The sequence below is a fragment of the Streptomyces sp. NPDC048506 genome, from assembly GCF_040651315.1.
In the GTDB taxonomy this organism is placed as follows: Bacteria; Actinomycetota; Actinomycetes; order Streptomycetales; family Streptomycetaceae; genus Streptomyces.
The window spans coordinates 1-21,637 of the sequence record NZ_JBEZIX010000072.1; the positions used below are offsets into that span (position 1 = coordinate 1).

At 67.9% G+C, this 21,637-nt stretch carries 20 protein-coding genes and 6 pseudogenes; 15 read left to right on the forward strand and 11 right to left on the reverse strand.

The genetic code is table 11. From position 1 onward, the window contains the following. Both AB0C96_RS38515 and AB0C96_RS38520 read left to right on the forward strand, forming a co-directional pair. A partial coding sequence (locus AB0C96_RS38515; protein WP_362924376.1) for a hypothetical protein occupies window positions 1–186 on the forward strand: 186 nt, incomplete at its 5' end. A gap of 391 nt (window positions 187–577) precedes the next feature. After that, window positions 578–1,555 (forward strand): DUF1259 domain-containing protein, encoded by a 978-nt coding sequence (locus tag AB0C96_RS38520; protein WP_362924377.1) that lies wholly within the window; start codon window positions 578–580, stop codon window positions 1,553–1,555. A 110-nt stretch (window positions 1,556–1,665) separates the two neighbouring features. Here AB0C96_RS38520 and AB0C96_RS38525 read toward each other — a convergent pair. From AB0C96_RS38525 to AB0C96_RS38535, 3 genes and pseudogenes are all read right to left on the reverse strand, one after another. Further along, window positions 1,666–1,970, reverse strand: a pseudogene (locus tag AB0C96_RS38525) (NAD(P)-binding protein); the annotation flags it as partial. Further along, window positions 1,967–2,716, reverse strand: coding sequence for an aquaporin (locus AB0C96_RS38530; protein ID WP_362924429.1), 750 nt, complete (start codon window positions 2,714–2,716; stop codon window positions 1,967–1,969). The gene AB0C96_RS38530 and the pseudogene AB0C96_RS38525, both read right to left, overlap by 4 nt. Before the next feature lie 88 nt (window positions 2,717–2,804). After that, window positions 2,805–3,119, reverse strand: coding sequence for a metalloregulator ArsR/SmtB family transcription factor (locus tag AB0C96_RS38535; protein WP_362924379.1), 315 nt, complete (start codon window positions 3,117–3,119; stop codon window positions 2,805–2,807). 309 nt (window positions 3,120–3,428) lie between these two features. On the opposite strand from AB0C96_RS38535, the gene AB0C96_RS38540 reads away from it, so the two are divergent. The 3 genes and pseudogenes from AB0C96_RS38540 (at window position 3,429) to AB0C96_RS38550 (ending at window position 4,830) form a co-directional block, all read left to right on the forward strand. Beyond that, window positions 3,429–3,848: an arsenate reductase ArsC gene (locus tag AB0C96_RS38540; RefSeq protein ID WP_362924430.1), complete on the forward strand. Its 420-nt coding sequence runs from the start codon at window positions 3,429–3,431 to the stop codon at window positions 3,846–3,848. Between the two features lie 5 nt (window positions 3,849–3,853). Further along, window positions 3,854–4,306 (forward strand): annotated as a pseudogene (locus AB0C96_RS38545) (hypothetical protein); the annotation flags it as partial. A gap of 131 nt (window positions 4,307–4,437) precedes the next feature. Then, entirely contained in the window at window positions 4,438–4,830 is a 393-nt protein-coding gene (locus AB0C96_RS38550) for a 2Fe-2S iron-sulfur cluster-binding protein (RefSeq protein ID WP_362924381.1), read from the forward strand. 365 nt (window positions 4,831–5,195) lie between these two features. On the opposite strand, the gene AB0C96_RS38555 is transcribed toward AB0C96_RS38550, so the two are convergent. The 5 genes and pseudogenes from AB0C96_RS38555 to AB0C96_RS38575 form a co-directional block, all read right to left on the reverse strand. Then, window positions 5,196–5,456, reverse strand: a complete 261-nt coding sequence (locus AB0C96_RS38555) for a heavy-metal-associated domain-containing protein (RefSeq protein ID WP_362924383.1) — start codon at window positions 5,454–5,456, stop codon at window positions 5,196–5,198. 33 nt (window positions 5,457–5,489) lie between these two features. Further along, on the reverse strand, window positions 5,490–6,050 hold the full coding sequence (locus tag AB0C96_RS38560; protein WP_362924384.1) for a cupredoxin domain-containing protein: 561 nt from the start codon (window positions 6,048–6,050) through the stop codon (window positions 5,490–5,492). Beyond that, window positions 6,050–6,682: a sulfite exporter TauE/SafE family protein gene (locus AB0C96_RS38565; protein ID WP_362924386.1), complete on the reverse strand. Its 633-nt coding sequence runs from the start codon at window positions 6,680–6,682 to the stop codon at window positions 6,050–6,052. The genes AB0C96_RS38560 and AB0C96_RS38565 overlap by 1 nt, the downstream gene beginning before the upstream one ends. A gap of 668 nt (window positions 6,683–7,350) precedes the next feature. Then, window positions 7,351–8,079 carry a hypothetical protein gene (locus AB0C96_RS38570; RefSeq protein WP_362924388.1) on the reverse strand — a complete coding sequence of 243 codons (729 nt, stop codon included), beginning with the start codon at window positions 8,077–8,079 and terminating at the stop codon, window positions 7,351–7,353. Between the two features lie 629 nt (window positions 8,080–8,708). Beyond that, a pseudogene (locus tag AB0C96_RS38575) lies at window positions 8,709–9,171 on the reverse strand (cation transporter); the annotation flags it as partial. A gap of 77 nt (window positions 9,172–9,248) precedes the next feature. On the opposite strand from AB0C96_RS38575, the pseudogene AB0C96_RS38580 reads away from it, so the two are divergent. Next, a pseudogene (locus AB0C96_RS38580) lies at window positions 9,249–9,525 on the forward strand (IS5/IS1182 family transposase); the annotation flags it as partial. On the opposite strand, the gene AB0C96_RS38585 reads toward AB0C96_RS38580, so the two are convergent. Then, window positions 9,526–10,386, reverse strand: coding sequence for a haloalkane dehalogenase (locus AB0C96_RS38585; protein ID WP_362924389.1), 861 nt, complete (start codon window positions 10,384–10,386; stop codon window positions 9,526–9,528). 429 nt (window positions 10,387–10,815) lie between these two features. Here AB0C96_RS38585 and AB0C96_RS38590 point away from each other — a divergent pair. The 4 genes and pseudogenes from AB0C96_RS38590 to AB0C96_RS38605 all read left to right on the forward strand — a co-directional run. Then, a pseudogene (locus tag AB0C96_RS38590) lies at window positions 10,816–11,089 on the forward strand (IS5/IS1182 family transposase); the annotation flags it as partial. After that, window positions 11,022–11,345 carry a TetR-like C-terminal domain-containing protein gene (locus tag AB0C96_RS38595; protein WP_362924391.1) on the forward strand — a complete coding sequence of 108 codons (324 nt, stop codon included), beginning with the start codon at window positions 11,022–11,024 and terminating at the stop codon, window positions 11,343–11,345. The pseudogene AB0C96_RS38590 and the gene AB0C96_RS38595, both read left to right, overlap by 68 nt. Window positions 11,346–12,247: 902 nt before the next feature. After that, window positions 12,248–12,508, forward strand: a pseudogene (locus AB0C96_RS38600) (NAD-dependent epimerase/dehydratase family protein); the annotation flags it as partial. 66 nt (window positions 12,509–12,574) lie between these two features. Next, window positions 12,575–13,057, forward strand: coding sequence for a hypothetical protein (locus AB0C96_RS38605; RefSeq protein WP_362924393.1), 483 nt, complete (start codon window positions 12,575–12,577; stop codon window positions 13,055–13,057). A gap of 198 nt (window positions 13,058–13,255) precedes the next feature. On the opposite strand, the gene AB0C96_RS38610 is transcribed toward AB0C96_RS38605, so the two are convergent. Continuing rightward, window positions 13,256–14,122 carry a methyltransferase domain-containing protein gene (locus AB0C96_RS38610; protein WP_362924395.1) on the reverse strand — a complete coding sequence of 289 codons (867 nt, stop codon included), beginning with the start codon at window positions 14,120–14,122 and terminating at the stop codon, window positions 13,256–13,258. A gap of 138 nt (window positions 14,123–14,260) precedes the next feature. Here AB0C96_RS38610 and AB0C96_RS38615 point away from each other — a divergent pair, with 138 nt between their 5' ends. From AB0C96_RS38615 to AB0C96_RS38625, 3 genes are all read left to right on the forward strand, one after another. Further along, window positions 14,261–14,845 (forward strand): TetR/AcrR family transcriptional regulator, encoded by a 585-nt coding sequence (locus AB0C96_RS38615; protein ID WP_362924396.1) that lies wholly within the window; start codon window positions 14,261–14,263, stop codon window positions 14,843–14,845. 482 nt (window positions 14,846–15,327) lie between these two features. Beyond that, the gene (locus AB0C96_RS38620) at window positions 15,328–16,428 is read left to right on the forward strand and encodes a hypothetical protein (RefSeq protein WP_362924398.1); all 1,101 of its coding nucleotides are present in this window, start codon (window positions 15,328–15,330) and stop codon (window positions 16,426–16,428) included. Window positions 16,429–16,465: 37 nt separating this feature from the next. Continuing rightward, a complete protein-coding gene (locus tag AB0C96_RS38625) occupies window positions 16,466–18,244 on the forward strand; it encodes a hypothetical protein (RefSeq protein ID WP_362924399.1) in 1,779 nt (592 codons plus the stop codon). Between the two features lie 143 nt (window positions 18,245–18,387). Here the strand turns inward: AB0C96_RS38625 and AB0C96_RS38630 are convergent, their stop codons facing one another. Next, window positions 18,388–19,296, reverse strand: a complete 909-nt coding sequence (locus AB0C96_RS38630; protein ID WP_362924401.1) for an endo-beta-N-acetylglucosaminidase H — start codon at window positions 19,294–19,296, stop codon at window positions 18,388–18,390. A 595-nt stretch (window positions 19,297–19,891) separates the two neighbouring features. On the opposite strand from AB0C96_RS38630, the gene AB0C96_RS38635 reads away from it, so the two are divergent. Both AB0C96_RS38635 and AB0C96_RS38640 read left to right on the forward strand, forming a co-directional pair. Beyond that, a complete protein-coding gene (locus AB0C96_RS38635) occupies window positions 19,892–21,157 on the forward strand; it encodes a hypothetical protein (protein WP_362924403.1) in 1,266 nt (421 codons plus the stop codon). Next, window positions 21,154–21,555 (forward strand): hypothetical protein, encoded by a 402-nt coding sequence (locus tag AB0C96_RS38640; protein WP_362924405.1) that lies wholly within the window; start codon window positions 21,154–21,156, stop codon window positions 21,553–21,555. The genes AB0C96_RS38635 and AB0C96_RS38640 overlap by 4 nt, the downstream gene beginning before the upstream one ends. Window positions 21,556–21,637 lie beyond the last annotated feature (82 nt).

The window sequence follows — 21,637 nt, forward strand, 5'->3', positions numbered from 1 at the left end:
GCGCTCGTGGCCGCCGTCGCCGCCTCACACGACGGCACCGTACGAGCCGAGAACACCGGCCGGGGCGCGGTGGTCACCCTGGACATCCCCTGCTGGCGGAAGAGCGCACAGGGCTCCACCACCGCCTCGCCACGTGCCCCACGAGCCCCCACAGGCAGGGCCGACCACCAAGCCGGGTGGCGCTGAGCCGGAAGGAGAGCACCACCCGGCGTGACCCAACACCCTCGATCGGGAATGCGGTCCCGCTCCTCAGACGCCGACTGTGGTCGCGTATGTCATGGCTCTGCCCCGGCAGGGACATCCGTCGCGCAAGCAATCCGCGTCCCGTCGGCGTCCGACGACGGCCCCGGCCGGGGACCCGGTCTGCGACTGGGGTGGTGACGGCTGTTCGGTGGCAGACACGGGCGATGTCTCCGACTGTGGGTGGAGTACGTCAGGTGGGCCGGCGGTGGCTCCGGTTGGAGTCAAGGCCCCTGTGCAGCGCGGGGACGCGCGTGTCGGTGTTTCGCCGGCCCGCCCGCCATGCGAGGTGACCCCGGTTGCATCACCTGGATGGGCGAAAGAACGGAGACCGGTAGTGACGAACGTGAAAAGTACGTTGCGGCTGATCGCCGCGACCGGCGCAGTACTCCTGGTCGGTGCCTGCGGCGCAGCCGGCGGCGAGAACGCAGGCGAAAGCCGGAGCACCAGCCGTGCGGAGGCGCACGACACGCAGCAGCCGCTTCCCACCAGCCCGCAGGACTGGAGCGGGGTGGCCGAAGCCCTGGGCCGGGAGGGCAAGGTGATGGGCGGCGCGGTCTACCGGGTCAGCTTCCCGCGCAGGGACCTGAAGGTCACCTCGCACGGTGTGCAGGTCAAGCCCGGTCTGGCTCTGAGCTCGTACGCGGCCTTCGCACGCTACGGCGACGGCACCACGACAGCGATGGGCGACCTGGTGGTCACCGAGGACGAGCTGCCGAAGGTCACCGACGCGCTACAGAAGGCCGGCATCGACCAGACCGCGGTGCACAAGCACCTCCTCGCCCAGGACCCGCAGGTCTGGTGGACCCACTTCCACGCCGAGGGCAAGAACGCCCGGAAGATCGCAACGGCCCTCAAGACCGTGCTGGACACCACCAACACCCCGCCGCCCGCCAAGCCCAGCACACCCGGCCCCATCGATCTGGACACCGCGGCCATCGACAAGTCCCTCGGCGCCAAGGGCACGAATGACGGCGGGATCTACAAGTTCACTTTCGCCCGCACCAACACCGTCACCATGGACGACAAGGTCCTGACACCGGCGTTGGGCGTGAACACGTCCATCAACTTCCAGCCCACCGGGGGCGGCAAAGCCGCCATCAACGGCGACTTCACCATGACCGCCGACGAGATCCAGAACGTCATCAAGGCCCTGCGCGCCGGCGGCATCGACATCGTCGAGCTGCACAGCCACACCCTGACCGAGAACCCACGCCTGTTCTACATGCACTTCTGGGCCAACGACGATGCGGTCAAGCTGGCCAGGGCACTGCGCCACGCCGTAGACCAGAACCACGTCACACCCGCAAGCTGACCGCGGACCGGCACCTCAGGCCCCATCGCCCCCTTGGGGAGCCGGAGTGCGTCGGCGTTGCCGTCGACGGCGGCCTTGTTGCCGCATTCGACCACGATGATGCGCTGTCAGGTGAAGTCGGCCGGGTGGCGGTATCCCACGGTGTGGAGCTGCCGCCCGGTGAAGAGTTCCCGGCCGGGAACGGCGGGCAGGGAGGGGCATGACCAGGTGCCGGTGGCGCTGATGACCGCACGCGCCCGCCGGCTGCCGGAGTCGGTCTCCACCCGCAGAGAATCCCAGGTCCGTTGCCAGGCGCCGCCCCGCGTGGACTGCGTGTCGAGGATGACGAAGTCCACGCCGAGCGGCGCAGGTGGTAGCTGGCGGCGAGCCCTGCCTGGCCGCCGCCGATCACCACCACATCGGCCCGCTGGGTCATGCAGCGGGCTGTCCGGCGTCCGTGTCGGCCTTGCCGTTCATGAAGATCACCGCGACCAGGGCCAGACCCACCACGACGCCGGCGAGCTGGGCACCGATGAAGCCGGCGACCGAGCCGGGGGCGATGCCCGCGACGGTGTCGGTGAACGCCCGGCCGATGGTCACCGCCGGGTTGGCGAAGGAGGTGGAGGAGGTGAACCAGTAGGCGGCGCCGATGTACGAGGCGACGGCGACCGGCGCGAAGCGGAGGCGGTCGGTGCGTGCGAGGCCGAAGATCAGCAGGATCAGCCCTGCGGTGGCCACGACCTCGCCCAGCAGCAGGTTCCCGTCGGACCGGTCGTGGGTGGACCACTTCACCAGCGGCTCACCGAACATCGCGTCGGCCAGCACAGCGCCCGCGATGGCGCCCGCGATCTGGGCGGGAAGGTAGACGGCCGCCTCGCGGAGGGTGACCGCGGAGCCGCCGCCGCGGCGAGCCGTCCACCACTCGGCCAACGTCACGGCCGGGTTGAAGTGCGCACCGGAGACCGGGCCGAGCAAGGCGATCAGGACGCCGAGCCCGAAGACGGTGGCGATCGAGTTGGCCAGCAGCTGAAGGCCCGCATCCCGGGTCAGCTCGGTGGCCTGGACGCCGGAGCCGACCACCACCGCGACCAGGGCGGCGGTACCGACCAGCTCGGCGGCGGCCCGCGCAACCAGCGGGGGCGCGGCGGCCGCCGGGGCTGCTTGGGATCCCGTGGTGGATATTGCGGTCTGCGGGGTGGCCTCGGAGGAGGCTGCCTCGGTGGCGGTCAACGGGACTCCTTGGTGCTGTCGCGGCGATGCGGCGCGGGGATCAGGGGCAGGACCGCTTGAGGTTCGCCTCGGCGGTGGCACGCGCGGTCTTGGCGAGGTCGGCGAACTGACCGGCGAGGGAAGCGATGGCGTCCGGGCGCAGCTTGTAGTAGGTGTACCTGCCGCACGGCTCGGTCTCGACCACGCCCGCCTCGCGCAGCACCCGGAGGTGGTTGGAGAGGTTGGTCTGCTTGGCACCGGTCTCCTGGACCAGGTGCGTGGTGCAGAGCGTCTCCTTGGCGAGCAGGGTCACGATCTGGAGCCTGAGCGGGTCGGCCAGCACCCGAATCAGGTCAGTGTCGACTGACGTCATCATGGACTGATACTGTCACATCACCCCGAGCTGATACCAGCCTGTGCTGATCTTTCGAGCCCGCGGAGGATTCGCATGACCGCATCCCCGTCCCCCGCCCTACCCGACGAACGCCTCCCCGCCGGGGCAGCCCGCCTCGCCTGCCAGCACTCCGGACGCTTCTGCGCAGAGACCGTGCAGCGACTCCTGGCGGAAGCCGACGTCGACCTCGCCGATGCCTACCCCAAGCCGCTGACCGACGAGGGCCAGTCTGCTGAGCCACCGCTCCCCCGCTCCTTGATCCCCGTTGCGCCGTCGCTGAAGGAAGAACTCATGTCGTCCGCCCCGCTCGCCTCCGTGCTGTTCGTCTGCATTCACAACGCCGGGCGCTCGCAGATGGCCGCCGGATTCCTCTCCCACCTCGCGGGCGACCGCGTCGAGGTCCGCTCCGCCGGCTCGGTCCCCGCCGACCAGATCAACCCGGCCGCCGTCGAGGCGATGCGGGAGCTCGGCATCGACATCTCCGAACAGAAGCCGAAGGTGCTCACCACCGAGGCCGTCCAGGCATCCGACTACGTCATCACCATGGGGTGCGGCGACGCCTGCCCGATCTTCCCCGGCAAGAAGTACCTCGACTGGGCGCTGGAGGACCCGGCGGGCAAGGGCGTTGAGTCCGTCCGTCCGATCCGCGACGTGATCAAGAAGCGCATCGAGGCCCTGATCGCCGAGATCGACGCGAAGCAGGAGGCGTGAGCCCGGTGGCCGATCCCGCTGAGGTACGTGAGGTCATCGCCATAGGCTCCGGCCCCGCCGGATACCCCGCCGGATACGCCGCCGCCCTCTACGGCGCCCACGCCAACCTCAAACCCCTCGCCTTCGAGGGTGCCGCGACCGCGGGCGACGCCCTGATGAACACCACCGAGGTCGAGAACTTCCCCGGCTTCGCCGACGGCGTCCAGGGCCCCGACCTCACAGACGCCATGCGCGCCCAAGCCGAACGCTTCGGCGCCGAGCTGATCGCCGACGACAAGATCTCCTTCGCCTTCGACAGCGAAATCGCCGAGATCAAGGAAACGGACGGAAAGCTCGCCGGCGTCGTCCTGCGCGACAGCCGCACTGGTGCCGCACGCGAACTGGCAGCCACCGGGCTGTTCATCGCCATCGGCCACGGCCCGGGCACCGAACTGTTCAACGGCCAGCTGGAGCTGGACTCACCCGGGAACAACCCGACAACCCACTACTGCACGGCCGCATCACCCCGGGAAAACTCCACCGGCTGACCGACGCCGGACTGCTCGACCTCACCGACATCGACGAAGCATTCCTGTGCGGACCCGAAGCCATGGTTCATGACCTCGCCGATGCGCTGACGGCCCAGGGCGTGGACCCTGCCGGCGTCCACCAGGAGACCTTCACCGCGTCACCCACGCCGCGGCCCTCCGCACCCCAACAGAGCGGCCACGATTCCGTCGTCACGGTCATCCTCGACGGAGCGGTCACCGAAGTCGCCGCCCACCGCAACGAGCCGATCCTCAACGCCGCGCTCCGCGCAGGCGTCCCGGTGCCGTACTCCTGCCGCTCCGGCGACTGCTTCACCTGCGAAGCCCGTCTCCTGGCCGGGCAGGTCACCCACCGGCAGGCCACGCCGGGGCCGCCGGGCACACCGGCACGGGTGCTCCCCTGCCAGAGCCAACCAGCGGCCAACAGGATCGTCCTCGACTTCGACCACGCCTGAAGCTGCCCGTTCTACGGCGTGCCGACAGGCTTGCGGGCAGCGAGCCGCTCCACGACGCCGAGCTTGAACCGGACGGGTAGTGGGGAAGGTTGCGGCCGGTGCCGATGGCGACCTCCAGGACGCCGCCGCTGGCCTGGGAGCAGCCCCAGACGCGGCTGTGGCCGAACAGGGTGCGGTCGAAGAACCGCATCTGCCGGTCGTACGAGAGGGCGTGCTTGTCCCAGTAGTGACACAACCGCTCGGTGTTTCTCGGTCCAGGCACACCTTCGTCCTCCCGGCCACCGGCGTCTCTCGCACCCGAGACCACTACGGCGAACGGCCCGGCCGGGGAGGGATTCCCCGGCCGGGCCGTCGTCACTCTCCGGTCAGCCTGCCGGTCGGGCCTTGTACTCGCCGGCCTGCTGCACTGCGGCGACGAGCGCGGCGACATCGAGGTCGGCGCCTTCCTCAAGGCGGACGGTGGTGCGTCCGGTCTTCATGTCGGTGGCGGACGAGCGGACGCCGGGGATGTCCTCCAGCTCGTCGTCGATGAGCAGGCCGCAGCTGTTGCAGTGCATGCCCTCGACGAGGAGTTCCACCTGCGGGCCGTCGGCCTCGGTCTTGTCCTTACGGCTGAACAGCTTCATGTCTGACCTCTTTCTGGCTTCTCTCCGACCTCGTCAGGAGAAGTTGATGGCGCCGGTCTTCATGCCCATGGCGCAGGAGAATCGGAGGGTCCCGGGCTTGCGTTTGCCCAGGTCGATCTTGGTGTCGCCGTCCTGCTTGACGATCTCCCGGACTCCGAGTTCGGGGATGGTGAAGGCGCGGGCGCAGCCGTTCGCGCCCTGGCCGTGCAGCACCAATGTGGTGGGCACGCCGGCCTTGGCGGTGATCTGAGCAGGCGCGTAGAAGTCCGTCACGGTCACGGTGACGATCTGCTTGCCGGACGCGTCGTTACGCACCGGAGCACCAGGGGCCGACGCACTCCCGCCGCCCCCGGAACCGCCCTGGTCGCCGCCCTCGACGGTGAACGGCGCGCTCGCCGCCGACTGCTGGTCAGGACCGTCGAAGGTCACCCAGCCGCCCGCCTGCAGCGCAGAGGCCATCGTCCAGACGGCGATGCTCAACACCACCACGCCGGTGAGCGCGGCCAGCCTTCCCGACAGTGCCCGACTGGTGCGGCGGAAGACGTAGCCGAGCACGGCGAACAGCGGCGCGGTGCCGAGCACGAACCCGGCCATCACCGCGCCCCGGCCGCAGGGGACCCCGAAGTGATGGCGAGCAGCTCCATCGACAGCGTCACCCCGCACGGCACCAGCACCGTCGCGAAACCGATCAGGCCAGGCGTGGCGACGGAATCGGTCTTGGCACTACGCCGCATGAACCGGCCGAACGACGCCGGAGGCCGGGGCACCAGCCGGGCCACGGCATGCACGCCGAACAGGTCCAGCGCGAACAGCACCATGAGCAGCCCGGCCACCAGCAGCAGCACCGCCTGCATACGAGGGCTGGGCTGCAAGGCGTCGCCGAAGACCCCGAGCAGGGCACCGAGAAGGGTGTGGGACAGCAGCTTGCCGGCGAGGAACGCGCCAACCGGTGCCAGGTTCTTGGCGCTGAGGTCCAGGGATGCGGCGGAAGGGCCGCGCCGGGTGGCCGCGCCCGCACTGCGCGAAGCGACCGGCCGCTTCACGGATGACTGGGAGGACGAGGGGGACTTGGAGAAGTCAGCGCGGGCGGCAGCGGGGTCCGAGGACCGATCGCGGCGGGTGACCGCACCGGCCAACAGCCCCCCTTGAACGGCGGCGCACGAGGCACCACCGGCAAGCAGACCGGTGCTCACACCGGTGATGAGCAAGGTGATGGACGACGACATGCGTCGTGACTCCTGTTCGGATACGACGGCACGCGCACGAAGTGACGGGATGACAGGCGTGCCAGGCGGACGTGAGGAAGATCGGCGTCCCGCAGGGCAGCAACAACTGCTAGCCCCGCAGGCGTCGAACCATCACGTCCGCGACACGCACAACCGGTGGAGATCAGGAGGAGGCAGCGCCGGAGGTGGCGCATTGGGCTGCGCCACCACAGCAGCGAGAGAGCAGGCCATCGCGGCCGGCAGGCCGGCAAGCGCCGGGCCAGGCGGAACATCGTGGAGAAGGGTGGCCTTGGGGGCGCTGCACTGCTGATCAGACATCGGACAGTGCGGCGCGCCGTCCGCCACCCCTGACGTGATCGGCGCCGCGGACGGCCCGGAGCCGTGGGACGACGGGTGCCCGGCCATATGCCCACCGACCATGGTGGAAGGGGTCGAAGGCATTTCCATCGGTCCCGGCATCGCCATCGCCATTGCGGGACGGGCCAGCCCTCCCAGGCAGAGCATGAGCGCGCACACCAAGAGCGCCCCGGTCCAAACCCGGAGCGCCGGACGTACGCGTCGCGTCATGCAGGCAATGCTAAAGCACGTCCATAACCCCGCATCGCACGCCCGTCCGGACCCTCGCAGACCCGCCTCGGCGACCGTATCCCGCCCGCTGACCTGCGACTTCATTCGCCCTTCGGCCAGTTGTAGCTGCTGGGCACCTTGGCCTTCTGGCCGGCCGGCCCATAGACGAGCGCGATCTCGTCGTGCGCCTTGAACTCGACCGCGGCCGGGTTGCCCGGGATCTCCTTGCCGTTGACGTAGGCATGGAACTCCTTGCCACCGCCGGCCTTCAGCCCGCCGATGGAGTTCCGCGTCAGGGCGACATTCCACTCGGTCATGAACTGGCCGAGGGAGAAGGTGGCCTTGACCGGGGACTCGATGTGGATCACGCCATTTGTGTCGTGCGTATGCAGCGGGCTGATCTTCTGCGCCTGCTGGTCGATGCCGATGTCAGCGGGCACGGAGACCGGCTTGCCGTTCACGAGAACGTCCAGGTGAGCGTGGATGTGTTCCACGTTCCCCTCCGCGCCGAGCATGGGCAGCCCAGCGGCCTTCACCCGCACGGAAGGATCACCCGGCGCATCCCACGGCGGAGGCGTCGTACGGCCCGAAGCGGTCTTCATCGGGGTGGAGGGGATGCCCACCTCGGCCGGCGGTTGGTTACGGGACGGACCGCCGCCCGACGAGACCACCGCGAGCGTGATGCCGACGACGACCGCCAGGACCACAACGCTCACGGCGAGCATGATCAGCACACGCCGCCGCCGTTCTTCCCTCGCCGCCTGCGCACGCATCGCGGCAGCCCGTGCGCGGGGGCCCTTCGGCACCTTCTTGGCAGGCTCATGGGACATTCGGAGATCCCTTCTCTCCCCTACCGGCCCCACTCACGTCGACGCACACGCGGCCTTCGGGGAAACACCACGCTCCTCAAGGCTAGGCACCGGTCGGCGACGTCCGCACCACCGAATCCCTTGACCTTGCCCCAGGGGGAAGGTTCTAGCGTCGCCGGCGTAGGAACGAAGCCGGAAGCCGCGGACTCTCGATGGAGAAGGTCCGCTCAAGAGCTGGCCCCGGGCCCGGGAGGTCCCTCTCGGGCTCCTCTCGGGCTCCTCGACGCCGCGCGCCTCCGCCCCGCCCCGCCCCGCCCCGCGAAAGACCCTGAAGGACCTGTGATGGACCAGCTGCTTTACGTACTCCCGACGCTTGCCTGCCCCGTCGGCATGGGCCTGATGATGTGGTTCATGATGCGCACCCGGCGCCCGGCAACCGACCAGTCCTCGCACGCCACGCGCGAGCAGGAGCAGGAAAGCTCCGCCAGCTCCGCCAGGAGGTCGAGGCCCTTCGCGGTGCGCTCACCCCGAAGGCCAGCCTCCGCAAGGCCCCCACGCCATGACCGGCGCCTGGCTCCCCCTGGCAGCGACCGCGCTCGCCGCCGCCCTCACCTACCTGTGTTGCGTCCGCCTGCGGTAGGCCCAGCCGCTCATCGACTGCTCGCCTCACCGGTGGGGCCACAGCACAGGCACCCCTCACCGCATCCCCAACCCGCCTCCTCTGCCTTCGAGATGGCCTTGAGAGGCGGCGCACAGCAGTTGCCGCCCTGCCACGCCTCCCACCCCTCCTTGGCGGCCACAGCAGCGATCACCAGAGCAGCGATCGGGTCTGCTCAGGACCAGCCGAGTAGGGAGTTGGCGAGCAGGCCGGCCAGCAACACGCCGGAGAGGTAGGTGCACAGCAGTGTCCGCTGGGAGTCCGCGACGACCGAGGCGGAGCCGAGCTCGCGTCCGGCGTGCCGCTGGGCAGCGGACAGGAAGGGCATGATCGCGAGCGACACGGCAGCCAGGACGATGCCCGGCGTCGAATGCCCCACCTCACCCGTGCCGGTCAGCGCGCGCCGAGTCCACGGTGACGTAGGCGGCCAGCGCGAGGAAGGAGAGGGCGATGATCGGCGAGCGCGCGACCGAAGCGAGCCAGTGCGTCGATACCAGAGGCGGTGGAGAGCACACCTCGACGATGCAGCGAGTTGCGAAGTCGCGGTGTCCGGCGCGCCATTCCCGAGAAAGCAGACAGCCAGGCCGCCCGCTTGCGTAAAGGCTCACGCGGCGGGACGGCCACCGGGCCTCGACGAGGAGTGCCACAAGAGGCGCAACACCGTCGAACGGACCATCAATCGCCTCAAGCAGCACCGGGCAGTCGCCACCCGCTGCGACAAACGCCGTTACGTCTACCTCGGCACCGCAACCGCCGCAGCCCTCACCATCTGGCTCCGAAAAAAACATGACCGGCCGGACAAGTCCTAGCTAGAGGAATCGCTCGGTGATGGCTTCGGCGATCACGCTGGGCTCGTGTTCGGGGATGTAGTGCCTGGCGTTGGGCAGCTGGACGACCTTGTGATCGGCGAAGGTGTCGCGCATCCGCGGCAGGCACGCCGCGGGGCGGAAGGCCATGTCCTTCATTCCCCAGACCAGCAGGGTCGGTTTGGTGCCGAGTCGAGCAGGCACGTCCGTAGCCAGCTGCTCGAGCAAGGGGCGGGCAGTCAGGATCTGTTTGGGCATGACGGCGATGCCGCGCCTGGCTTCGGGTGACGGCTGCACCTTGCGGTAGTGATCGGCCTCGGCGGCGCTGAGCTTGTTCCGCAGCTCACCGAGCAGGAAATGCTCGACTATGAGGTTGTTGCGCAGGATCTGCCGCTGCATCGGCGGGCTTCCCATGACCCGGCCGAAGGCCTTCATGGTCCAGGCTTCCGCCGGCCAGAACAAGGTGTTGCCGAGCACCAGCCCACGAACCCGGTCGGCTCGCTCGGTGGCTACGGCGGTGCCGATCGGTCCACCCCAGTCCTGGCCCATGATCACGAACTGGTCGAGCCCGAGATGATCGACGAGTTCGCCGGTGACAGTGGCGTGTTCGGCGATGGTGTAGCCGTAGCTCGGCGGCCGTTCCGACAAGCCGAAGCCCAGATAGTCGACCGCCACGCAGCGGAACCGGTCGCGCAGCTCACCGATGATCTTGCGATAGAGGAAACTCCACGTGGGGCTGCCGTGACAGAACAGGATGGGGATCCCGGATCCCTCGTCGATGTAGTGGATCCGGCCGGCGGATGAATCGAACCAGCGGGATTCGAAGGGGTAGAGGGCTTGATCCGGGGTGAAATCGATCAGCATCGCGTCGTCCTGTCCGAAGGCTTCGGACCAACCCTACGGCCGAATCGCCTGCGGTTCGGTGCCTTCGGTGAATGCAGGTGAATGCAGGTGAATGCACCAGTGAGATGCTCACGACGGGCTGACGGTTTGGGAGCCTGTCACCGCCGAACCCGACTACGGCCGCTGGATGGCAGCACCTACGACGAGAAGGGCGCCGCCGTCCTCGGCTGACCCCGCAACCAACCGGCCCAGCCCCACCACTCTGCCAGGGCCCCCGGCACAGGCCGAGGTCCCTGCCCGTTCAAGCCCACTTCGAACACGCCGTCCTGTTCGACCCCGCTGTGGTGGGCTGATCGTCGCAGGGCCAACTGCACCGTTTACTGGGGAACGGGTTCCCCATGCCCCGGACAACGCTCTGCGCAAGGCTGTCACATGATCGGCCGGCTGGACGGGGGCGGTCCACGTACCCGGCCGGACCGCTTGTGTGCGGACCCGGGCCTTTGGCTCAGGCCGCAACCGTCGCTGCTTGCGCTGCCGGCAGATCAAGCACACCATCTCCGAGCCGAAGAACCAGCGGGCCGACCGTCGACGCCGCGGCAGCGCGGGCGGCCGGCCCTGTCCGTTTGACCAGCGAACCTGCCGTCGCAGGAAGGAAGTTGAGCGCACGATCTCGGCGCTCAAGGTGTCCGGGGCCATGGCCACCAGATACGAGAAGCGGGCGTACGACCCACGCCGCCGCCGACACCGCCGCAGGCACCACCGGCAAGACCCCCTTCGAACTCCTCGGCGCAGCCCTCGACGGCCTCGTCGAGGCCGGACTCCTGCCCGAAGACCGCCGCCCCGGTGCCGAGTTCCTCGCCTGGTCGGCCGTTCACGGCCTCGCCGCCCTCCTCGTCGACGGCCCCCTCCGCGACCTCCACCCCACCCAGGCCCACGACGCCGGCCAGCACGTCATCGACATGATCGAACGCGGTATCTGACCCCACCAAGCGCGACAGCAACTCTGAACACTCTCGACCCGTCAGACAGGCACTGGTGCACCAGGCGTAGGACGGGGTGCTGTTCTTGGAATCCGAGTAGTCCCCGTACTCGCGTAGTTGGCCAAGCCAGCTCATGTGCCAAGGCAGCGACCGATAGGCCTGTCCTGGTAGGCCAATTCGAAGGCTTGCCGCAGGAGGGACGGTTGTTCACCGGAAAAGTCGGCTGCTACTGACTCACCTGTGAACCCGGGCTGGCCCTGCAAGGCGCGAAGGCGTCGCTCGGCGTGGAGATCGGCTATGTGTACACCCACCACTACGACCCGGGGGAGAAAACCTGGTTCGGGTCGGTGGCCGCCACTGCCACAGCCCTGGGCATCCCCGTACGCCATGCCGATCCGGGTACCGCGGACGCGCCGGACCGCATCCGCGCGCTCGCGCCACGGGAACTGTTCAGCGCGTACTGGCGTCACCTCCTGCCCGGCGCGGCATGCCGTCCCGGGGAAATACACGTCGAGGCCGCGGGGCGTACGTGGTATGCGGCGACGGCCGCCGCCTGCGCCTGGACGAGGTCGAACTCGGCGGCCGCCGCAGAGCACCCAAGGACCTTCCGCACGCCTTGCGCCACGGAGCCGTACTCACCGCAGGCGGGGCGGACCACCGATGTACATCCTCGGCATAGGCGGCTTCATCGGCAGCCACCTGATCCGGGCCGCACTCCAACGCACCGACTGGCCACATACGCGGCCTCGACCTGAACACCGACCGCCTCGCGGACGTCCCCGAACGCCCTCGCCTGACCCTGCGCACCGGCGACGTGGCCAAGCACAACGACTGGATCTAGGAACAGCTGCGCCGGGCCGACGTGCGCCTGCCCCTGATCGCCGTCGCCACCCCGGCCGCGTACCAGCCCACTCGCCTACGGGCCCGTCGACACCTCCCGCTGGATCTACGCCGCCTCCAAACAACTGCTGGACCGCGTCATCCACGCCCTCGCCCAGCACCGGGACCTGCGCTACACCATCTTCCGCCCCTTCAACTGGACCGGCCCCGGCCTCGACAACCCCCGCAACTCCGGCCACGATGCAGATTCCGGATACGCGGGAACAAGACCGCAGGTTCGCGTCCTGACGACGCCGCGGTGCTGGTGCCAAGCGGGCTCGTAGCCGCCTCCCACCGAGCCATGGACGAAGTCGGCACCGACTGGTCCCGGTGCCGAATGAGGAAGATGCATGCAGGGTGAAGCAATAGCCGAACGGCACTCGAAGATCTACCGGTTGTGGCTCTTCATCCCCGCATCAGGGATGGCAGCCGTCTGGCTCGCCCTCTATGAGCGCGCACCCGCCGCGGTTCCGTCGCCCCAGTTCTACATCCTGTGTCGAACCCCAGGATCCCTGACGGCGTCCACCTTGGCTTCGATCCTGTTCATCGTCACAGCCGCGGCCGTGTCCGTCACCGGAACGGTCCGGGCCATCAGAACGCCCTCACGTCGTCCCCTGCGCCCGATGCTCCACCTGGCCGTGGCACTCATGCTCCTTGTGGGAGCGGACAGCATGGCCTACCTCGGAAGCGGGATCGCCTACCGCACGACGCTGCACAACGGCCCGGACATCGCCACCTGCGAAGGTTCCTACCATGTCACCCCGGGCTGGTTCTTCTTCCTCGCTCCGGAAGACCGCGGGCAGTGGTCCAGCAACGCAGTCGAGCCCGGGTGATCCATTTGCCGGTCGCCTCTCATCCACCCCAGCAGGTCAAAGCCCTGACTCGTTTCCCGAGACACTTCGGAGAACTCCGAGAAGAGACCTTGGGCCGGGGGTAACGCCCGGGAGCTGCGGGCGCTGGATGAAGCGGCATTTCCGCCCGTCGACATCCTGATGAACCGAGGCAGTGCTCATCACCTGCTCCTCAGAACACTAGAGCCTGTCCGATGGGTCGGCCGGGCGGTTCGCCGTGACCAGCCACGACGTGCTGCGCAGCCGGACCGTGCCGTCCGCTGCCTGCTGGGCGCGCAGATGGTCCGTCAGGATGCGGCGGGCTTGCGCCCGCGCGGCCGGATCAGCCTGTTCCATCAGGTGGTGGCCGGGGCCGGTGCCCAACAGAAACTCCGCCGCGTCCTCGGCTCCGTGTCCCCATGTCCCGTACGCCTGCGCCTGGTTGATGCTGATGCCGGTGAACCCGGATGCGGCCAGGACCTCGCGGATGCGGTCCGGGGCAGCCAAGGAGAACATGCCGGGCAGCCCCGGTCGCCCGAAGTCGCCGACGGGCAGGAAGCCGCGCAGGGACGCCATCGCCACCACCCACCCGTTGAGCGCGGCATCGGCCGGGCAGACGAACGCCAGGCGCCCGCCAGGCCGCAGCGCGCGACCGACGTTGCCGAAGGCCGCTACCGGGTCGGCAAAGAACATCACCCCGAAGCGACTGACCGCCACGTCGAACGCGCCTGCTTCGAAGGGGTACACCTGGGCGTCCCCTTGCGCGAAGGAAGCGTTGGCGATGCCCTCCCGTTCCACGCGGGCCCGCGCCGCGGCCAGCATGGGGCCGGACAGGTCGAGGCCCAGCGCATGCCCTTGGGGCGCCCTGACCGCGGCAAGGCGCGTGGTCTGCCCGGAGCCGCAACCGAGGTCGAGGACCCGGTGGCCCCCGGTGATCCCGGCGGCATCGAGCAGCGGCTCGTTGAAGCCCTCGTTCACAGCGTTCCAGCGGTCCTGGTTGCGGGCCCAGTGCGAGCCTTCGGGGCCGTTCCATGCCTGTGACTGCTGGGTGTTGACGACGTCCGGCACGGGTTCCTCCTGTGGTGGGTGACGGAGAATGGGCATTCGCCCAAACAATATGGGCACTCGCCCAAACTGGCAATCCCCGCTACCATCCACGGAGTTGTGCCCCTTGAGGGCGGCGGCAGCAGAACGAGAGAGAGGCCCATGTCACCGCGCGGAGTGGCGACGCCGGACGTACGCGAGCGGCTGTTCGCGGCCGCCGAGCGCGTCGTGGAGAGGGGCGGGCCCGGCGCGCTCACCAGCCGGGCCATCACCACCGAGGCGGGCTGCTCCAAGGGGCTGTTGCACGCGCACTTCGCGGGGCTCGATGAATTCGTGGCCGACCTCTGCCTCGACCGGTTCGCGCGGACGGCGGCGAAGGCACAGGAACTGTCGGGGCTCGCCGGGCAAGGCACGGTGGCGCAGAACCTCAACGCCGTCGCCCTCATGTTGTTCGACTCCGCCGGCCCGGCCCTCTCAGGTCTCGCCATCAGCCGCCCCGCCACCACGCTGCGCATCCGCGAGGCCCTGGAAGGCGGGGCATCGGGCCTTACCGCGATCCAGGAGGCCATCACCGGCTATCTGAAGGCCGAAAGGAGGCTCGGCCGGGTGGCAGAGACCGTCGACCCGGGCACCGTGGCCCTCGCCATCGTCGGCACCGCCCACCACCTCCTGATGACCAGCTGGCCGGAGACACCCGACCCACGGCCCTCCATGACGCGCCTGGTGGCCGCGTTGGTGGACGGCTAGAAACGGTCTGGGGGTCATGCGCGGAGCCAGAGACGGCCCCGCCGATCAGCCACAGCGCCTGACCCACCGGACACCACGGAGCAGCACCGGAGCGCAGGGAGGTGACTGGCACGATCCCGCCTGGCTACGTCCACCAGCGGGCACGACGCATTCGACGACTTCACTCGATCAGGTGAACGCGATCGAGTCGGCGCCGAGGCGCCCTCGATGACCTCCTCGCATGGGCAGTTGGCTTGGAATGCTCGGGCGTTGCCTCGGGTGTTGCCTCGGGCAGCTCCTTCGACTGCCGCTCCAGTACAAGCCGAGTTGCAGCGCATGGGCATGGTGCCCGAAATGAGGAATCGGCTGCTTCGGGCGCCCGTGGCTGGATTCGCACGTCAATGGGTGCTGGCTGAAGTTGCCCTACTGCTCGGTAGCGAGCTTTACACGCCTCCCCCAGCTCTGTGGAGTTGCTGCTCCGAATGAGTGACAGGGGAGAGTTCGTGAGCGAGCTGCTGGAAGGCAGTCAGTACCTGATCAAGAGCAAGAAGACCGGGTTGTGCCTGACCGGGAAACCCAACCCGGACCGCCCGGAGCACGGAACCGTCGAAATGCAGCCCCTGCGGGAGGGTGAGGAGCGCCAGACACAGCTGTGGGAGTTGCGGCAGGGCAACGCCCAGGGACGCTTCATGCTGCGCAACATGCAGCGGCGGCAGTCGTACCTGCACCCCGCCGGGCACAGCGGTGATGCCAGCACCCGGCTGGAAGAGTTCGTCTTCGAGCAGGACCACGCAGACAGCTACATGTGGGAGCTGGTCAAGGAGACCGCCCCGGACGGTGATGTCTGGACGCTGAAGTGCGTGGCCGGCGGGCGCTGGCTCAACGTCGTGGGCCACAGCGACGCAGCGGGCGCCCTGACGGAGATCTACGACGACCCGCAGGAATCCCACGTCTACCGGCAGTGGACGCTGGAGCGGGTGCCGTCGATGGCCTCCGGGGTCGAGCTGCCGCTGACGTTCTCCGTCCCCCAGGAGTTCCAGTCCCTGGATCTCCTGGCCTCCGCGGAGGAGAACACCAACCTGCTGCTCGAACGGCTCGGGCAGCTCGATCCCCCGCCGTCGCAGGAGGAACTCGCCCACGCTGTCCTGGCACAGCAGACGATGTACGAGATGCTGACCGCGGCCGGGGCCGTCTACGCCGGCGTGCTGCTGGCGAAGACGCCGGGGGACGCCCCGCCCGAGCAGCAGCGTTTGAGCTCGGCGATGCTGACGGTCGTTGCCCGGCCCAGTGAGCTGAACAACGAGGACACGGTCACGCGCCTGGCACGCACGCTGGGCGCGATCCATCCCGAGGCCGAGGTCGGTGTCTCCCAACTGCCCACGGGGCCCGTGGTGCTGCTGACCCAGGAGAGCAAGGTCGAAGAGCCGGTCAACCTCCTGGCCAACGGCGGCCGGCCCACCGTGGTGCGCCAGTTGCATGTCTTCGTGCCGATCCCGGGCCGGCTGGCGATGGCGGACTTCTCCATCTCCACCGAGAACATCGCCGAATGGGACCACTACGTCGACATCCTGGCCGGCGTCTGCAACACCATCGCCTTCACCTAAAAGCCGCCCGCCGCCACGGAACCTTGAGGACCTCACCATGACGAATCCGCTGTACACACTGGAAAGCGAAGCCGACACCGAGCTGACGAACCTCGGTTACAACGCCTCCGTGCACGACCTGGTCGTGCAGGCGGCACACAACGAGCTCAACCGGTTCGTCGAGCACGAGGGCGAAGCGGTGCAGATGTGGGGCTGGGATCCGGGCTCTCTGCACGACGCGGACCGCTACCGCATCACCCAGCTCCTGCGCTCCTTCATCTTTCAGGAGCAGCGCATCATCGGCGCCCTGAAGCGGCTGGACGAGCAGTACCGGGCCTACGTCGACGCCTCCCCCCAGAACCGCGAGCGGGCGGAGGCGTTCGTCGACTCCCTCAACCATGCCGCCGCCCTCCGAGCGGTCGAGCACATGGCCGGCTCGGCCGCCTGGCTCACGAAGGACATGCGTGACCGCTTGGCCAAGGACGTGGTGGCCAAGTGGAAGCAGAAGGCCCCTGATGCCGACGCTCACGCCCCCCACACAGGACGTGATGAGGACCTTGAGGACCAGGGAGACGAGGAGAACCCGTTCCGCACGTCCAAGAGACAGGTGCTGGAGCAGGGCGAACTGCTCGTGGCCGGTGTGATCGCGGACTGCCTCAAGGACATACCCGCCCTGTCGCATATGGCCGAGGAGTTCATCGGTACGGACAAATGGACCGACAAGGACGGCAATGAGGTGGACCACGACTGGGAAGGGGACGAGAGTGCGGACAGCTATCTGCCGCCGCCCTTCCGACGCCTCCATGCCCTGGACAGCATCGTGGACTTCCACGACCCCGAAATCGCCCGCGACCTCGGCCAGCGCGAATTCACGTACTCCTCATCCCCCTTGGATTCACAAGGGAACGAGAAGCCCGACGACACGTCCTTCAAGGGATCGGGCTTCGGCATGGAGCTGTGGCGCCTGAAGGACCACGGCTACCCCACCGAGCGCATCCCCGACGGGCAGCTGTACGACCTGGTGGACATTGCCCTGGCCGTGCAGGCGGAGTACCAGTTGCAGTGCTTCTTCGTGGACCGGGAACTGGCCAAGATCATCGAGACCCGCGGCAAGGAAGAGCAGTGGCTCTACCAGAAGACCGCCGCTTGGGCCGCCGAGCTGGCCGCGGCGAAGCAGAAGGAGATCGACCGCTGGAGCTTCTGGGGTGACGTCCTCGGCATGGTCAGCGCCGTCGCGGGTGTCTTGACGTTCATCCCGGGAGTGTCCGTGATCGCCGGCCCCATCGCTGTCGTCACCGCTGCCGCGTCGCTCGGCTTGCACGCCAAGGCCATCTCCCTCAAGGGGACGGTGGACGTGGCCGATGGCATCACCCTCGCAACGGATGTGCTGTCCGCCCTCCCCGTCCTCGGCGCCGTGGCCAAGGGCGCGAAGGGCGCATGGGCCGCGGCCCGCTTGAACAAGGTCGCCAACGTGATCGTCAGCAATGGCGGACGGGCCTTCGTCGGTGCGATCGCCAGCAAGGGCGCATCCGATGCCGCCCGGGTCTTCGACTACCTCGGCAAGAAGGGCGCCCAGGTGGTCACAGGCACCGTCATCCAGAGCAAGATCCCCGGGAGGGTGCTGCAAGGGGCAGTCGCCCTGACCACCCAGGTGCCCACGGCCGTCTCCTGGGCCACCCCTGTGGACCAAGTAGCGAAGGACACGGCCGCCGGCGCCGCGCTGACCGCCAATATCGGCCAGACCATCGGCGAATGGGACACGGTCGGCGCCTTCACGAAGAAGGTCGGCACCCTCAGCATCGAACGCTTCAGCAAATTCTTCCGAAGCCTCCACTGAAGCACCCCTCGCCCGGAACATCACGTCCTGCACGGAGCTACCTTGAGCCGGCGCCGGGCCCACACGGACCCGGCGCCCCTCCACGGCACGTGACCGTTACATCGATCCGGCTCCGCCTCCGCTCGTGATCCGCCGGATGGTCGTCAAGGGGTGTAGACGGCGTCGCTGCCGTACAGCTCTCGGGTGAAGCTGGAGATGTAGTCGTGCTGGTCGGAGCCGTTCAGGTTGTAGGTCAGGTACACGCCATACCCTTCACTCATGGTCTTCTTGGCGAGGTTGGCCGCAGTGTCCGCAGGCGTGCCTCCGATCTCGACGGCTGCCGGTGACAGGCTCGACTTGGGCAGCGAGATGCGCGGAACCTCCCACTGCCCGTACCACGGGTTCCAGGCGTAGTTGAACTTCGACGAGATGTCCACACCGCCGTAGGACAGCCTCTCCGCCGACTCGCCGATGTCGTAGAGAGAGATGAGCTTGTTGGGCATGTAGTCGCGCAACGCGGAGACCAGGTAGACGAACGAGCTCTCGTTGACTGGAGCGCCCTTGTCGTACTCGGCGTACTCGTCGTCAAAGTCAATGCCGTCCAGGCCGTACTTGCTGACGGCGTCGGACAACTGCTTGGCGAACGCCGAGGCAGCACCCTTGGACGGGAAGTTGGCGAAGCCGGCCCCTTGATGGTTGCCCAGCACCGACAGCATGACCTTGATGCCCTTGTCCTGCAGTGGACGGATCTGGGTCGCCGCGTTGTCGAGGACGCGCTGCACGTTCTCGTTGAAGTACAGATAGGCCGACTTCTTGGCAGGGTCGTAATTGATGTTGGCGGCGAAGATGACCGCAACATCGAACACATTGCCGCCACCCTTGGCCAGCGTGTACTTGCCCACATTGAGCATGCTGTTGTTGTTCACCTCGATATAGGCCACCGAAGTTGGCCCATCCTTGGCAGGCACCGCCCCCGCAGGGGTGGTCGCCGTCGCGCCGACCATGAGTGCTGCTGCGGCCAGAAACGCAAGCACAGCCGTGCGCACGCTGCCCCGGCTGAAAGCAAAAGTCATTGACCAGTCTCCCGTCGATGGGATGGCGTCCTGAACTTGCTGTAGAGCACCAGCAGCACACTCGTGCCGCCCCAGAAGCACTCACATCCTCGCCTGTTGGCACCGGCACCAAACGCAAACCCGACAGCACCACGGAACCTGGGTGGCCAGCATCCTGTTCGGCCTTCGACTGGGCGACAGTGCCGCACCCGGCCCGGCGCCGCGCAACAGTGCCTGCCCAGGGCGTGCCCGCCATCGCGACCGCCGGCAACGAGCAGGGAGAGTGTTCCTGCTACCCGGCGGCCCTGCCCGAAGTCCTGGCGGTGGGGCCCACGACGACCACGGCAATTTGACAGGCCGAACAGCTACTCAAAGTGAGATATCGAACACTCATGGTGCCATGATGGTCGAGTGCCGCACTCTCCCTTCGGCACGTGCCGCGCTGCCGGACGCAACGGGAGCGGGCATGGGTCGGGGAACCTGTTCACAGGCGTTCGGAGCTGCTCACACACGACATGCGGCCCGACCGCACCCCTCGTACGATGATCCATGGAGGCTGACGCATGGATGAATCCCCCGTAAGCGACATGGTGTCACAACGGTAGGACGGTCCATGATGTCTGAGTCCGCTGACCGCTACCCGTACGCCTTTCACATCGCCCTCGACGGCAATGGTTTGAACGGTCTGGAGGGTGCGGCCGGTGTCTGCGTCTTCCGCTACAACCCGGACAGCGGCGAGTACGCCTACCGCGTGCAGTACTACGACGGTGTGGCCGGAGGCCATGCCGTCAGCATCACACCCGACCGGAAATTCGGGTTTCTCGGCAATGCCGGGCAACAGCTCTTGTTCTACGACATCCACTCGCTGGACGAGTGCGAGCGGGTCTCCACCCTGCGGTTCGAAACCCCCGACGCGTCCATCAAGAGCAGCACGCACATGGTGTGGCTCGACAACACCCAGGGTGTCACCGCCATCGGTGACGGCCTCTGGTTGGTGGACCTCGACCGCCCGGCCAAGGCCGAGCGCATCGGTGATCACCTGCTCAAGCTTCCGCATGCCATGAGACGCACTGCCTCCGGCCGATACCTCGTCTACGGCGGTATGGACCATCCGGGTCAGGGAGAGGCTGCCGAGGTCGGCATCTTCGACCTCGAAAAACGTGTCGCCCGGCGGATCCCTCTGCCGACGACCTGCTGGCACGTGGCCTGCCATCCGTGTGAGGACGTTTTCTACGCACTGTCCTTCCGGGTCCATCCTCAGGAGGGCCGGGACTGGCACGAATGGGCCATGGCCTACTTCAAGGAGTACGTGTTCGAGATCGACGCCCGTACGGGTCAGATCCTGCGGCACTGGACCTGCGGTCAGAACGTGCCCGCACACATCAACTCGGACGTCTGTATCTCCGACCGCGAGCTGATCTACTGCAACGGCGGCAGCGGCACCATCGTCATGATCGACCTCGACGACTTCACCTCGTACCGTGTCATCGACGAACGACCACGGTTTTCCGCGCAGATGCGCTCCGCCCGGCAGGCCGCCCGGCAGGTCACCGACGCTTTCACCCGGGGGTCGCTGGTCCCGAGCAGCAGGCATTTCGTCGGCGCACTGCGTGTCACGCGTGGTTCGCTGATCGACTCGGTCTACGCCTGCCAGATCTCCGCCGACCAGAAGCTGCTGTTCACCGCCAACCGCGGGCTCAACACGATCACCGTGTACGACTACCCGTCCAATGCCGTACGGCTGCGGGCCGAGATGCCGGAGCTGCGCGAATACCTTCCCGGTCTGCCTGTCTGGACCGACCCCCGCCTGGGGTTCCACCACAGCACCCTGTTGAGCCCGGTCCCGGCCCCTGCCGGGGCTCGACCTGAGGAGTGTCCATGAGCACTGAAACCACCGCAGAGCTGACCGCCGAACTCCGGCGAAGCTGGGAACACTTCCGGACCGCAGCCGTCCGGATTGCCGAGCTCCAGACCGCGATGTGGGGTGACTATGCGGAGTTGATGACCGGGCTGCTCAACGGCAAACCCACCTGGGGCGACGTCAACAGGGCGTACTGGCAGTTCGTCGGCGACGAGGGCATGAAGTTCGCCTCGGCGCTGAGCGGACTGGGCATCGACTACGCCCGGAACGTGGCGGAGCTGAGCCGCGAGCATGAACAGCGCTTCTGGGAGAAGTTGCGGGTGACCGCAGAGGAAGCCGTGCCGGACGCCAAGAGCAGCGGTAGAGCCGAGGACGCAAAAGCCGGGCCCTCGCCCCGCTCCAGACGTACGAAGCAATGACGGCGGTCTCCGGGGCGACCGGCGTACGGTGGTGACAGGCTCCGGCACACTCAATGTATGCCGCCTCTGCACGAGTGCTTCG